The sequence below is a fragment of the Plantactinospora sp. ZYX-F-223 genome (assembly GCF_039649625.1).
GTDB lineage: Bacteria > Actinomycetota > Actinomycetes > Mycobacteriales > Micromonosporaceae > Plantactinospora.
Map to the genome: position 1 here is coordinate 35,281 of NZ_JBDJAV010000059.1, position 14,066 is coordinate 49,346.

General features: G+C 66.4%; 10 protein-coding genes. All 10 read left to right on the top strand.

Features of this window, described 5'->3' with window-relative positions:
* Window position 1: 1 nt before the first annotated feature.
* Window positions 2-880, top strand: coding sequence for a 3-hydroxyacyl-CoA dehydrogenase family protein (locus tag AAH979_RS37230; protein WP_346262833.1), 879 nt, complete (start codon window positions 2-4; stop codon window positions 878-880).
* Entirely contained in the window at window positions 877-1,776 is a 900-nt protein-coding gene (locus AAH979_RS37235; RefSeq protein WP_346262834.1) for an LLM class F420-dependent oxidoreductase, read from the top strand. The genes AAH979_RS37230 and AAH979_RS37235 overlap by 4 nt, the downstream gene beginning before the upstream one ends.
* A gap of 2 nt (window positions 1,777-1,778) precedes the next feature.
* Window positions 1,779-2,054: an acyl carrier protein gene (locus tag AAH979_RS37240; protein WP_346262835.1), complete on the top strand. Its 276-nt coding sequence runs from the start codon at window positions 1,779-1,781 to the stop codon at window positions 2,052-2,054.
* A gap of 15 nt (window positions 2,055-2,069) precedes the next feature.
* A complete protein-coding gene (locus AAH979_RS37245; RefSeq protein WP_346262836.1) occupies window positions 2,070-3,281 on the top strand; it encodes a hypothetical protein in 1,212 nt (403 codons plus the stop codon).
* A 31-nt stretch (window positions 3,282-3,312) separates the two neighbouring features.
* Entirely contained in the window at window positions 3,313-3,519 is a 207-nt protein-coding gene (locus AAH979_RS37250; RefSeq protein ID WP_346262837.1) for an MbtH family NRPS accessory protein, read from the top strand.
* 130 nt (window positions 3,520-3,649) lie between these two features.
* Complete coding sequence (locus AAH979_RS37255; protein WP_346262838.1) at window positions 3,650-4,333, top strand: alpha/beta fold hydrolase; 684 nt, start codon at window positions 3,650-3,652, stop codon at window positions 4,331-4,333.
* Window positions 4,334-4,369: 36 nt separating this feature from the next.
* The gene (locus tag AAH979_RS37260; RefSeq protein ID WP_346262839.1) at window positions 4,370-9,793 is read left to right on the top strand and encodes a beta-ketoacyl synthase N-terminal-like domain-containing protein; all 5,424 of its coding nucleotides are present in this window, start codon (window positions 4,370-4,372) and stop codon (window positions 9,791-9,793) included.
* A gap of 48 nt (window positions 9,794-9,841) precedes the next feature.
* The gene (locus tag AAH979_RS37265) at window positions 9,842-10,192 is read left to right on the top strand and encodes an acyl carrier protein (protein WP_346262840.1); all 351 of its coding nucleotides are present in this window, start codon (window positions 9,842-9,844) and stop codon (window positions 10,190-10,192) included.
* Window positions 10,189-12,009, top strand: coding sequence for a CocE/NonD family hydrolase (locus tag AAH979_RS37270; protein ID WP_346262841.1), 1,821 nt, complete (start codon window positions 10,189-10,191; stop codon window positions 12,007-12,009). Before AAH979_RS37265 ends, AAH979_RS37270 begins: the two co-directional genes overlap by 4 nt.
* Window positions 12,010-12,310: 301 nt before the next feature.
* Window positions 12,311-14,066 (top strand): ISL3 family transposase (locus AAH979_RS37275; protein ID WP_346262842.1); only part of this gene is annotated, 1,756 nt, incomplete at its 3' end.

The following is a 14,066-nucleotide window of genomic DNA, read 5'->3' on the forward strand; positions in this document are numbered from 1 at the left end:
AGTGGAAATCCGTACCGTAGGCGTCGTCGGCGCCGGCACCATCGGCCGGGGTGTAGCACAGGACTTCGCGCAGCACGGCTTTCGAGTCATCCTCGTCGACTCGGCCGAGGAGCAGCTGGTGAAAGCGCGCGAGAACATCCGGCACCTGAGTCGTTTCAAGCACATGTTCCGTGGCGGAAATGAATCATCCGACTCCTCCACGCTGCTCGACAGCATCGAATCCGGTACGGACCTGGCGCTCCTGGCCGAGGCCGACTTCGTGGTGGAGAACGTCACGGAGAACTGGGAGGTGAAGCGGAGCGTGCACGAGGCGATCGACCAGATCTGCCTGCCACACGTGATCTTCGCGGTCAACACCTCCGCCATTCCGATCACCCGGGTCGCCTCGGCGTCGAATCGACCCGCAAGGGTGCTCGGCCTCCACTTCATGAATCCGGTGCCGCTGATACGCACAGTGGAGGTGGTGCGCGGGCACCACACCTCCGACGAGTCGCTGGAGGTGGCGATGAACGTCCTGGACCGCCTGGGCAAGGAAGGGATCGTCGTGGGCGACTTTCCCGGTTTCGTCACCAACCGGGTACTCATGCTCACGATCAACGAGGCGGCTTTCTGCCTCCAGGACCAGGTCGCATCCGCTCAGGAGGTCGACCGGATATTCAAGGGTTGCTTCGGACACAGAATGGGCCCGCTGGAAACTGCAGACCTCATCGGTCTCGATACGATCCTCAACTCGATCAAGGTTCTGTACGAGAGTTATCGCGACAGCAAGTTCCGGCCCGCCCCGCTGTTGCAGAGGATGGTCGACGCCGGCCTGTTGGGTCGGAAGTCGGGCGAGGGCTTCTACGATTATTCGACGACTCACGGAACATTTGCGCAATGATCGCGGTCAAGAACAGTGCGGATTCGCGAGCAGGCGTGACGTGCCCGGTCCGGGTCGGGGTACAGATTCAGCCACAGCATTGTAGCTATGCCGACATCCGGCGTGCCGTCGCTCACTACGAGGAGCTGGGCGTCGACATCCTCTTCAACTGGGACCACTTCTTTCCGATGTACGGCCCGCGCGAGGGCGAGCACTACGAATGTTGGTCGATGCTCGGCGCGTGGGCCGAGGCGACCACGCATGTCGAGTTCGGGCCGCTGGTCACATGTAACTCGTATCGGAATCCCGATTTGCTGGCCGACATGGCCCGCACGATCGACCACATCAGCGATGGTCGTCTGATCCTCGGAATCGGGTCGGGCTGGCACGAGCGCGATTTCCTGGAGTATGGCTATGAATTCGGCACGGCCGCGAGCCGGCTGGACGACCTCGGTGAGTCGCTGCCCCGCATCCAGCGGAGGCTGGCCGTCCTGAATCCCCTGCCGAAACGCAGGATCCCTATCCTGATCGGTGGCAACGGGGTTCGCCGGACGTTGCGGCTCGCGGCTGTCTACGCGGATATCTGGCATGGGTTCGGCACGCCCGAGGAGCTGGCGGTGAAGCATCGGCTCCTGGATGACTGGTGTGTCGAGGTGGGGCGGGACCCGTCCGAGATCGAGCGGTCGGCGCGGGTGTTCCGCAAGACGCCCGACGAGGTCGGCCGGGATCTGGTGAAGGCGGGCACCACGCTGATACAGCTGGTCGTGCAGGGGCCCGCATTCGACGATCATCACGTGCGCGACTGGCTTGCGTTCCGCGACGACATGAATGGAGCGTCGCGCGGGCCGGGTGTGGCCGGGGCCGAGGACGGCCCCGCACCTTGTGTGTCCACTCTCATCTCGTCCCGGAAGGAATAACCATGGAGGCTGACGCCAACGCGAGGATCAGGCGGTTCGTGCAGCCGCATTTCGGCGGGTACGAGATCGCAGATGAAGATGATCTGTTCGCGCTCGGTTTCGTCAACTCGCTGTTCGCGATGCAACTCGTGCTTTTCGTCGAGAAGGAATTCGGGCTGACGCTCGGTTCGGACGATCTGGACTTCAAGAACTTCCGGTCCGTCGCGGCGATGTCGCGCCTGGTGGTGCGGAAAGAGCGTGGTCGTGCACCGGACGTGCCGATCACGCCACAGGTCTGACGAGGAGGTGGCCCAGTGTTCCATGCACGGTTGCGCCTTCCGTTGCCGGTGCCGGCCGGCTACGCGCCGGAGATCGAGCGCATGCTCTTCTTCGTATCCTCAACAATCACCGGCTTCAACCTGGTGGTGTGCGATGGGCAGGTTGTGGAGATCTCCCTGACGTCGGACCAGCCGATCGAGGAGGATCGCCTCCTCGGCCGGGTCGTGCGTCTGCTCGGCGACGAGATCTACGCGAGCAACGTGGCGCCGCGAAAAGTCGTCTGGGAGTCACCCGCGCATCGCGACGTTCCGGGGGATTCGTTCGAGCAGTTGGTTTCGATGGGCGCCGCCGTGCGGCTCGGCGTGGGGCAGGTCGGGGTCGGCGAACCGATGCTGTCGCTGATGGGATACCTGGACAGCCTCCTCCGGGATCTCGTTGTCCGAGAGTTCGGAGCCGTGGAGTATAGATATCCCACGCTCATCTCGACAGACGTGGTCTCCAGGTGCGGCTATTTCGAGTCATTCCCGCACTTCCTCATGTTCGTGACCCGGCTTCACGAGGACACCGACGTGTATCGAACCGTCGCGAGCCGATTCAGGGACGGGCGCAGCGCGGACAGGTCCATCTTGGCGGACTGTGACAACGTCGACTACTGTCTTCCGCCGACGATGTGCTTCCATACTTTCAATCAGCTCCAGGGACAGCGGCTCGCACCGGACGAGAGTCGAGTCGTCACAGCCCGCGGCAAGTCTTTCCGGCATGAGTCCAGATATGCGAACACGCTCGAGCGACTGTGGGACTTCACCATTCGTGAGATCGTGTTCATCGGATCCCGCGACGATGTCTTGCAGTCGCGTCAGCGAATCATGGACCTCGTGTTCGCGGAGGTGTCCGAATTGGGGTTGATGGGCGTCTGCGAAGTGGCGAACGACCCCTTTTTCCGCAACGGGGTCACATCGGGCAGGATTCTTTCACAGCGCCTCCTGGAACTCAAATACGAACTCCGCATGAATGTGAGCGCGGACAGGACGGTCGCGGTCGGTTCTTTCAACTTCCACAACACGTTCTTCAGCGACACCTTCGACATCCGGCACGGTGATGGCAGCGCGGCCAGCACGGGGTGCGTCGGGTTCGGTATCGAGCGCATGGCATACGCGTTCATTTGCCAGTACGGGACGGATCCAGCACGGTGGCCGGCGCGGGTGCGTTCCGCTGTCACGGCGGGCAACGGCGCAGCCGTCCGGTGAATATCGGAAAGCGAGATCGGAGGATCGGCGCGTGAGCGACAGCGATGATGCGACCGCATACGCGGTGGTGCGCAACGACGAGGAGCAGTACTCGATCTGGCCGGTGGGCAGGCCGCTGCCGAGTGGCTGGACGGACGTCGGCGTGCACGGCAGTGAGGCGGAGTGTCTGGCTCATGTCGAACTTGTCTGGACGGACATGCGTCCGCTGAGCCTTCGAGCCAGGCAAGCAGACCGTTGACGGCTTGGCGTGACGACGCTACGAGGCGAGAAGGGGTGCCGCAACGATGACAGTCGGTGGACAGCCGGCGGCTGGGACAAGCAATTGGTTCAGACGTTACCCGTCCGCCGGCAAGCCTCGGTTACGGTTCGTGTGCCTGCCCAACGCGGGCTCAGGAGCCACCGTCTACCGCGGATGGGCTGGTCAACTGCCGTCAGGCACGGAATTGCTGGCGGTGAAGTACCCCGGACGGCAGGACCGCCTCGCCGAGCCGCCTATCGACGACATGGAGCGGCTGGTCGAACAACTGGCGGAGGCGCTCGCGCCGCAGATCCCGGGTCCGTTTGCCATCTTCGGCCACAGTGTGGGCGCGTCCATCGGACACGAGCTGGCGCTCCTGCTGGAGAACCGGTATGACCGGACAGCGTCCACGCTGTTCGTCTCGGCGGGACGGGCGCCGGGGCGCGGTCGCCCGCCGCAGCCGGCGGTCGTGACGGAAGAGGCGCTGCTTGTTGAGATCGAACGACTCGGTGGGGCGGACCGGGCGATGCTCGCCGATCCCGAGATGCGGGCGCTCGTGCTGCCGATGCTCTTCGCCGACTACCGCCTTCGCGCGAACTACACCCCAACCCTGGCGGCGGTCAGCTGCCCGCTCGTGGCATACGTGGGTGACACGGATCCCGATTGCACCGAGGCCGAGACCCGAATGTGGGCGGCGGCGACCCGGGACGTCTTCGACCACCGGGTCTTCCCGGGGGACCACTTCTATCTCGTGCCGCAGGAAGCGGCGCTCCTTGCCGACATCAGCTGCCGCCTCGCCGCGCTGAACTGGTGACCGCCCCGACCTTCAAGGATGATCAGCCGAAGTGAGATGAACATGATGATCCGGAACACCGGCGTGAGCGTCCCACCGGCGCCGATTGCGCCACTGCAACCAGACCAGGGTCCGCGGCAGTCGGACGGCGCCGACGACGGCGACATCGCGATCATCGGGCTTGTGGGCCGTTTCCCGGGTGCCTCGAATATCGAGCAGTACTGGAAGAACCTGCGCAACGGCGTGGAGACGGTGGCGCGGTTCGACGAGGCGACGCTGGCGGCCGCTGGTGTCCCGCCGCAGGAGTACCGCCGGCGGAACTATGTGCGGGCGGGCGCGCGTTCGGAGGGCATCGACCTGTTCGACGCCGACTTCTTCGGCTACTCGCGTCGTGAAGCCGAGATCATGGATCCGCAGCATCGATGGTTCTTGGAGAGCTGCTGGGAGGCATTGGAGCACTCTGGCTACGACCCCGCCAACCTGGACAGCGTCGGCGTCTTCGGAGCGGCGACCACCAGCGCCTACCTGGCCAATGTGTTCAGTAACCTCGACAATGGGGCCTCGATCCGCAACGCGCACGTGGGTATCGGAAACGAGTTGGGATACCTCACCACCCGGGTCTCGTACAAGCTGGATCTGACGGGCCCGAGTTACCCGGTGCAGACCGCCTGCTCCAGTTCGCTGGTTGCTGTGCACCTCGCCTGCCAGAGCCTGTTGAACTTCGAGTGCGATATCGCGCTCGGTGGCGGTGTCGCCTTCAAGGTTCCGCCCGGTGTGGGCTATGCGTACCAGAGCGAGGGGATCCTGTCTCCGGACGGCCGCTGCCGGCCCTTCGACATCCAGGCGCAGGGAACGATCTTCAACAACGGTATCGGCGTGGTGGTGCTCAAGAGATTGGCGGACGCGCTGGCCGATCGCGACACCGTCTACGCCGTGATCCGCGGCTCGGCCGTGAACAACGACGGCGCGGCGAAGGCCAGCTTCTCGGCTCCCGGCATCGCGGGTCAGACATCCGTGATCCTCGACGCCCTGGTGAGTGCCGGCGTCGAGGCGTCAACCATCAGCTACGTCGAGGCGCATGGCAGTGGAACCCGGATCGGTGACGCGATCGAGGTGAAGGCCCTGACCGAGGCATATCGGCAGACGACCGAGCGTCGTCAGTTCTGCGGGATCGGCTCCGTGAAGTCCAACATCGGGCACCTCGATGTGGCGGCCGGAATCGCCGGACTCATCAAGACGGTCCTGGCCCTGAAGCACGAAGAGCTTCCGCCGACCCTGCACTACACAGGGCCCAACGCCGACATCGACTTCGCGGGCAGCCCGTTCCGCGTGCAGGCGGAAGCCGCCACCTGGATGCGAACGGCTGTACCGCGCAGAGCCGGCGTCAGCGCCTTCGGCTTCGGCGGAACCAACGCCCATGTGATCCTCCAGGAGGCGCCGGATACAGCGGTCTGTCCCACCGGCCGTGCGTCACAGCTGCTGGTGCTCTCCGCCCGGTCACCCGGAGCGCTCGAGCACATGACGGACCGGCTCGCCGAGCGGCTTCGCGATGAGCCGCTCCCGCTCGCCGATGTGGCATACACATTGGCTCTGGGACGGCGAGACTTCCCGCATCGGCGGGTCCTCGTGACGGACGACAGCCAGTCCGCGGTCCATACCCTGCAGGCCCGCGATCCCGTGTTCCTGCTGTCGAGGGAGCAGCAGCCGAAGGCGTCTGTGGCCTTCTTGTGCGGGCTCGCCGACCAGCAGGACCCGGGCGTGGCCGACGAGCTGTTCCACAGCGAGTCGGTCTTCCGGAACCATGTGGAAGCGTGTCTTCGTGGTGTTCCGGAAACAGACGCGGCTGAGGCACGCCAGTTGATCAGCGGCGAAGGCGTGGCCGGCGCCGGGGAGCAACGCTCGGCAGCCGCCGACATCGCGCTGTTCGCCGTGCAGTACGCCATGGCGCAGCTCTGGCGATCATGGGGCGTCGAGCCGGCGGCGGTGCTCAGTTATGGCATTGGTGATCTGGTCGCCGGCAGCGTGGTCGGGGCGTTCGAGCCTGCCGTCGCGGCAGGGTTGGTCGGGCTGCGGGCGACGTTGCTGCGGCAGGCACCAGCGTCTGTCGCGCTCTCCGTCGACGCGGGCGTGGATGTCGTGGCCCCGTTGCTCGCCGATGGAGCGCGGGTGCTCGCTCGGCACGGCGCGGACGAGTGTGTCGTCGGCGGGACGGCCGAGACCATCGCGGCGGTCGTTCGTCGGCTCAATACGGCGCGTCTTCGTCACCGTCGCGTGAAGAATCCCGGTCTACCGCCAGTGGGAGTGGCCGATGAGGCGGTGCAAAGGTTCGCTTCGGCGGCCGCCGGGCATGCCGTGGGAACGTCCGATATTCCATGGGTGTCAGGTGTCACGGGAATGCGGGTCGTCGAAGGTCAAGCCGGCCGTGGCGACTTCTGGCAGGCCCACCTGACCGGCACCGCCGATTTCGGCGCCGGAGTCGTGACCCTCATGGGCAACGACGACCCGTTGCTTCTTCAGATCGGTCCAGGCCGATCGCTCATGACCATCGCCCGGCGTGCCGCACGCTCCGCGGTTCGGCACATCGCGAGTCTCCCGGGCCGGCACGACGGGATCGGTGCGACCGAGTCGACCCAGCGAGCGCTCGGTCAGCTCTGGAGCGGCGGGCAAACGGTGGACTGGACGGCGTACTACGCCGGTGAGCAGCGCCATCGTGTGGGCCTGCCGACCTATCCGTTCGAGCGGCAACGGTACTGGCTGGAGCCCGGAACCCCGCAACCGGCGCGTGAAGTGGCGACGGCCGGACCGCATCCGCTGCTGGACCGGGTGCTCGTGCGGACCATGGATCAGGCCGTGTACGCCACAGAATTCGCCCTGGACCGGCACTGGGTCCTCGCCGAGCATCGGATGCTCGGCGAGGCGATCGTGCCCGGCACTACCTACCTCGAAATCGCACGCTCTGCCGCGGCGGACTATCTGGGTCGGCCGGTGACGCTGATCCGGGACGTGGAATTCCTGGTCCCTCTGCTGGTCCGCGATGGTGAAGTGCGTGAGGCGCACACCATCATCCGCCGGCTGGACGTTGACACGCTCGGGTTCTCCGTGGTCAGCAAGAATTCCGACGAAGGACCGGACGACTGGACCCTGCATGCCCGTGGCTGTGTCGGATGGGGTGCGGTGCGGCCGGCACCAGCCCAACGGGTCCAGGCGGTGCTGGCCGAGTGCGACCTTGCCCGTGTCGATGTTGGTCGTATGCAGGCGGAGCATCCGGTCATGAACTTCGGCGGCCGGTGGAAGCGGAGCCTCACCTGGGCGAATGTGGGCGATCGCCAGGCAGTCGGCCAGCTCGCACTGCCGGAGGAGTACCGCGCCGAGTGCGCTGAGCTCGTCCTGCACCCGGCGCTGCTCGATCTGGCGACGGGCTTCACCCGCTGGGCGCTCCTGAGCCCCGATGCGGACCCGGACGAAATCCGGTCTGATCAGGACCTCTTTCTGCCCCTGGGATACGAGCGGATGGAGCTTCATCGCGCGTTGCCGCCGGATGCGTGGAGCTACGTACGACCGTGCCCGGGGACGGAGCGCAATGGCGAGATACGTCGATTCGACATTGTCGTATTCGACACGTCCGACACCGCCGTGCTGGACATCAAGGGCTTCACCGTCAAACGGGTGCGCAGCCCCAAGCAGACGGTGAATGAGCTTCGCGGCGAGTCGGCACACCACTCGGTGCGCTGGGTGCGAGCCGATGACACGCCACCGGTCGGCCGTCTGGGACGTGTTCTGCTGATCACTCTGCCCGACGTACTACCGGCGGGGACAGTGACGTGCATGAGGGATCTCGCCGAGACGTTCACGCAGGCGGCCCCGGTCGGGTCGGCCGCCGAGTACGAGGACATGTTGGCGGCCGGCGAACCCACAGACATCATCTTCGCCACGCCGGGCGCACCCTTCCGTCCGGCTCCGGATGTGGCCGAGCAACTGGCGCCGATCGATGCCGGCGTCGTCAGCCTCTTCCATCTCGCGAAAGCGCTTGCTGTGCGGGGGAGCCGGCCGATTCGACTCACCGTTGTCTCCAGTTCCGTCCACCAGGTGCGGGCTGACGAGCAACCGACGTCGCCGGCGGCCGCGGCCGCGGCCGGCCTGGCGAAGGTGATCGGCCACGAGCACGACAACGTGAGGTGCGGGTGGGTGGACGTCGATGCCGCGACGCCTCCTGAGGCGTGGCTCGGTGAACTGTCCTGGGGCGCGGATCAGCCGACGATGGCGGCCTATCGTGACGGGCGGCGCTACCTGGCCGAGCTTGTCGAGCAGGACCTCGCCGGGGATGGACACCTGCCGGTTGGCTCGGACGGAGCTTGGTTGATCACCGGTGGTCTCGGTGGTCTGGGCTTGGAGATGGCCCGATATCTCGCGCGTTCCGTGCCCGGGGTGCGCCTGGCCCTACTGAGCAGGAGCGGCTTGCCGGACCGGGCCACATGGGACGATCCGGAGGCCGCCCACACCGACCGGCAGCGCCGCCAGATGGCGGTCATCCGGGAGTTGGAGGCCGTCGGCGCGGTCGTGCGGACCTACGCCGCCCACGTCGACCGTGTGGATGACATGCGGGTCGCACTCGCGGCGGTGCTCGGGGAGTTCGGTCGTATCGGTGCGGTCGTCCACGCCGCCGGCATCGCTGGCGACGGTTTCGTGCTCCGTAAGGATGCGGAGGTCTTCCGCCGTACGCTGGCGCCCAAGGTAGACGGCTCGGTCATTCTCGATGTCCTGACTCGCGACCATCCGCCGGAGATCATGGTTCTGTTCAGCTCCACGACGGCGCTGTTTGGGGCGGCAGGACAGTCCGACTACACCGCCGCCAACATGTTCCAGGACGCGTTCGCCGAGTTCCGCAACGCCCAGGGACGCCGGACGGTCACCATCAACTGGACGGACTGGATCGGAACCGGCATGGCGGACGCCTTCGGCGTGGAGCGGGATCGGGGCTTCTTCCGGTCCATCACCATCGCTGATGCGGTCGCCAGCCTTGACCGCATCCTGCGCGCGGCGCCGGCGCGGGTGATTGTTGGCGAGATCAACTATGGTGCGCTCGCCGCGGTTGAGACGCAGGCGCTGCGCACCCTGCTGCGGCGCGCACCAGTCCGGATGCCGTCCCGAGTGGGGCGCCGGATCGGCGCGATGCGTCAAGGACCGTCCACGGCGGCCGCGGTGAGCCGCGACGACGATCCGCCGATCATCCTCCAGGGCCGGGAGAGCGGCACGTACACCAGCACCGAGGATCAGATTGCGCGGGCCTGGGGCGCTGAACTCGGCCGTTCCGAGATGGACGTGACCGCGAATGTCTTCGATCTCGGCGGGGATTCGCTGCTCGCACTGCGAATAGTGCACCGTCTCGAACGGTCCGTCGGGAAAGTCACGCTGGCGGAGTTCTTCGCCAATCCCACGGTGGCTGACCTCGCCCGATTCCTCGATGGCCGGGGAACCACGTGATGCCTTCCGGGTAAGCACGATTCACGAGAACCGACAGGGGGAGCACCGGTGATCCACAACGAAGACGCTGCCAGCCACGATCTACCCGGCGGTGTGGAGACCGCCGGGCCGGGCAAGAGCGCGATCGAGGAGACCGTTCTCGCCGCGTTGGCCAGCGTGCTGGAAGCAGACGCCGTCGGCCTGAACGAGAACCTTTTCGATCTCGGCGCCAATTCGGCGCAGGTCGCCGCGATCGTGCGAAATCTGCGGGAGTCGGTTCACCCCGACCTTCCGCTGCGTCTCCTCTTCATGGCGCCGACTGTCGCCGGCATGGCACATGAGATCGAACTCTTCCTTTGGAGCCAGCGCACGCTCGTCGCGGACATGGCGGAGGGTGAACGGGAAGACGGAGAGATATGACCGTCGTACGACTGCTGCTGCAGTTGCGCTCGCTCGGGGTGGAAATACGGGTGGAGCAGGGAAAGCTGCGGTACTCGGGCCCGCCCGGCGTCCTGGTCGGTGAACTGCTGGACCGCGTCCGAGAGAACCGGGCGGCAATCATCGCGTTCCTGCTGGAGAGCGACGGTGTCGAGCACACCACGCGACACATACCGGTACGTGACGGCACGCTGCTGGCGCTTGATCTGTTTCGACCTCGACGTGAGGGCGTGACAGTGACTGGGGCACTCCCGGTCCTCTGGTGTCTGGAGCGGTACGGCCGGCCGGGTCGGCCCGACCAGGAGTCGCGTCTGGACACCCATCCCTGGCTCCGCCGAGTGATTGCGGCCGGCTATGTGATCGCATCCGTGGATGCCCGCGGGACCGGTGACTCGACCGGTGAGCGTGCGTTGGAGTTCGGTCCCGCCGAGCTTCTGGACACCTATGACGTCACGGAGTGGTTGGCGGAGCAGAGCTTCTGCGACGGCAACGTCGGCATGTTCGGTGACTCGTACTCGGCCGTCGTGCAACTGCTCGCCGCCAGCGTCGCGCCGCCACATCTGAAAGCCATATTCCCACAGATGGCCATGCACGACGCGTACGCCTTTCTCTATCCCGGAGGCGTCTTCCGGCATGACTTCGCGCGGCGCTGGAACGAGATGGTCGATGAGTTGCAGAACCGGGCGAGGTCGGAGGACGCACGGCCGGCTCGGGGGATCCTGTCGCAGAGCAGCGCGCTGCCGTTCCGCGACTCGGTGGATGAGGACAGCGGAGTCCGGCTCTTCGAGGAACTCAGTCCGGCCCGCTTCGCCGAGCGGATAAGCCGGTCCGGGATTGCGATCTGTCACCTCTCCGGTTGGTACGACATGTGGGTACGTGACGCGTTGACCTGGTTCACCAATCTGTCGAATCCGCAGCGCATCATCGTCGGGGCCTGGTGTCACAACGATCGCAGCGGGATCGATCTTGCGGACGAACACATTCGTTGGTTCGACCACTGGCTGCGGGGAGTGGACCACGGTCTGATGGATGGTCCTGCGATCCGCTATGCCACCATTGGGCGGCCGCGCGGCGACTGGCGGACGGCGACGCATTGGCCGCTTCCGGATGTCGTGCCGTACGTCCTCTACCTCCACGCGGCTCCGGCCGGGATGCGGGGCGGTGCGCTCAGTTCGTCACCTGCTGTCGACGCGGCGCCGAGTGACCGGTACGCGGTGGACTACTCCACGACGTCTGGCCGTCGCAGCCGATGGGCAAACGGCTATCTGACCTACGGATTCGGTGACGAACGGTTCGGCTACGACATCCCACTGGACCGTCCCGGCCTGCTGTACACCACGCCGCCCTTGCCGGTGGACATGACCGTGACGGGGCATCCCGTCGTGACGCTGGTCGTAAGCTCCACCCATGACGATGGTGACTTCTTCGTCTACCTTGAAGAAGTCGACGCTCTCGGTCAGCCGCACTATGTGACGGAAGGCGTCCTGCGGGCTTCACATCGGGCTGAGGAGCCTTCGCCGCACGCGTTCATGGGCCTGCCGTATCATCCCGGCACCCAGGCAAGCGTGGCGCCGTTGAACGGTCGACCGGCGGTCCTTCGCTTCGACCTGCATCCGACCTCCAAGCTCTTCCCCAAAGGCAGCCGAATCCGCCTCGTGGTCACGTGCTGCGATCGCGACAACGCTGAGACGCCGATGGTGACCCCGGCACCGGTGATTGACCTCTACTGCCGGGAGCCGTTCCTCTCCATGATCAGTCTGCCGGTCGAGCGTCGGGCGTTCCGGGCCGGGGGCGGGTGAGGTCGCCTACGTGATCATGGAGTGCCCTCACGGTACTCCCCGGCCTGCGCTCGCGAAGGCTGGCGCGCGGTGAGGCATGGAGCATCGGGTGGCCCGAACAGGGCCGGGAACGGGCGTGGGGGGCGCTTCCGCGCCCCCCACCGGAGTTGTTTGATCTATTCGTGGATGTCTGTGTGGCATGGCGGCTCTTCGAACTTGAGCGGGGTTCGTGGTTGAGCTGACCCGAGTGTGTTGGGCTCGCAGCTCATCGGTGATCATCTGAGTGTCGAGTTCGGATGGTCACAAGTGAAGAGCTGCGAGCATGGTCAACGATACGACCCGGCTGCTGGGGCTGGACGGCCTGGTGGTGGAGCGGGTCGAGTTGGACGCCGAGGGCGTGCCGGTGGTGAGTCTGCTCACCGGCGATGGGCAGGCGCGATGTTGCCCGCAGTGCGGGCAACGGGCAGTCCGGGTGAAGCAGTGGGCCACGACCCGGCCGCGGGACCTGCCGGTGGGTGGCCGGCCGGTACGGCTGCGCTGGCGCAAAAGATGCTGGTACTGCCCGACGATCGCCTGCCCGCGCAGGTCGTTCACCGAACAGGTCGCTCAGGTACCTGCTCGGTCCCGCCTGACCACCCGGTTGCGGCAGGCGGCCGGGGCCGCGGTCGCCGACGCCGGCTGCACGATCGTGCAGGCCGCCCGCGACCACGGCATCTCATGGCCGGTCGTCGCCGACGCGTTCACCGCCCACGCGGCCAGGGTGCTGCCAGCCGAGCCGGAACCGGTCACAGTGTTGGGCATCGACGAGATCCGACGGGGCAAGCCGCGCTGGACCTGGGACGAGCAGGCCGGTTCGTGGACCACCACCGCCGACCGGTGGCACGTCGGCTTCGTGGATCTGTCCGGCGGGCAAGGCCTGCTCGCCCAGGTCGAAGGCCGCACCACCGCCACGGTCACCGGCTGGCTGACCGATCGCCCACCCGCCTGGCGCGACCAGGTCCGAGCCGTCGCGATCGACATGTGCACCGTCTTCAAGGCCGCCATCCGCCAGGTGCTGCCACACTCGCTGCTGGTGGTCGACCACTTCCACATCGTGCAACTGGCCAACCGGGCCGTCACCGAGGTCCGCCGCCGCATGACCCTGACCCGGCGCGGACGCCGCGGACGCGGCACCGATCCCGAATGGCGGATGCGCAACCGGCTGACCCGCTCGGCCGCCCGCATGCCCGGCAAGCACGTCGACCGCCTGGTCGACACCCTCGAAACCCTGCCCACCACGATCGGCGCCCCGATCCTTGCCGCGTGGAACGCGAAAGAGGACCTGCTCGACCTCCTCGCGACCGCCCGCACCCAACCCGACCGGGAACACATCCACCGGCTCCTGCACCGCTTCTACACCCGCTGCGCCGCTACCGACCTGCCCGAACTCCACCGGCTCGCCACCACCATCGAGACCTGGTGGCCACACATCCACACGTTCCTGACCACCGGCATCACCAACGCCGGCTCCGAAGGCACCAACCGCGTGATCAAGACCCTCGCCCGCGACGCCTACGGCTTCCGCAACCCGAGAACCAACGGCTACGCACCCGCACCGCCACCACCGCGGACACCTCGACCCCGCTTAACTTCGAAGAGCCCTCATGCCGCGCTCCGCGCGTCCGCGCCGTTGCAGTTGAACGGTCGGGGCCGGGCCAAACCGTTTCGGGAGCCCGCTCGTTGTGAGCGGGCTCCCCGGAGCCTGGCACGCCGGCAGCCCCAAGGAATGCGCGCCACCCAGCCGGAAGCCGTCATAGACCCGAGACCGGACCGTGGTCGTAGATCAACACAATCCTGTGACCGTCGGAGCATGGCCGTTCAAGCGCCGACGACCGCGCAGCGGACCACCGCTTCGTTGACCACCGCTTCGTTGACCACCGCCCTGCTGCTTCTGACCGGACTGACCTCCTGCACACCCGAGATCAAAGCCATCACCGGCCTAACTGTGGACTCTGACGGCCGGCCGCTCGCGGCTCTGGCTTGGTGCGCGGACCAGCCGCCGGACGTTGTACGTCTCCGTGCCGAGAAAGACCTGGCCT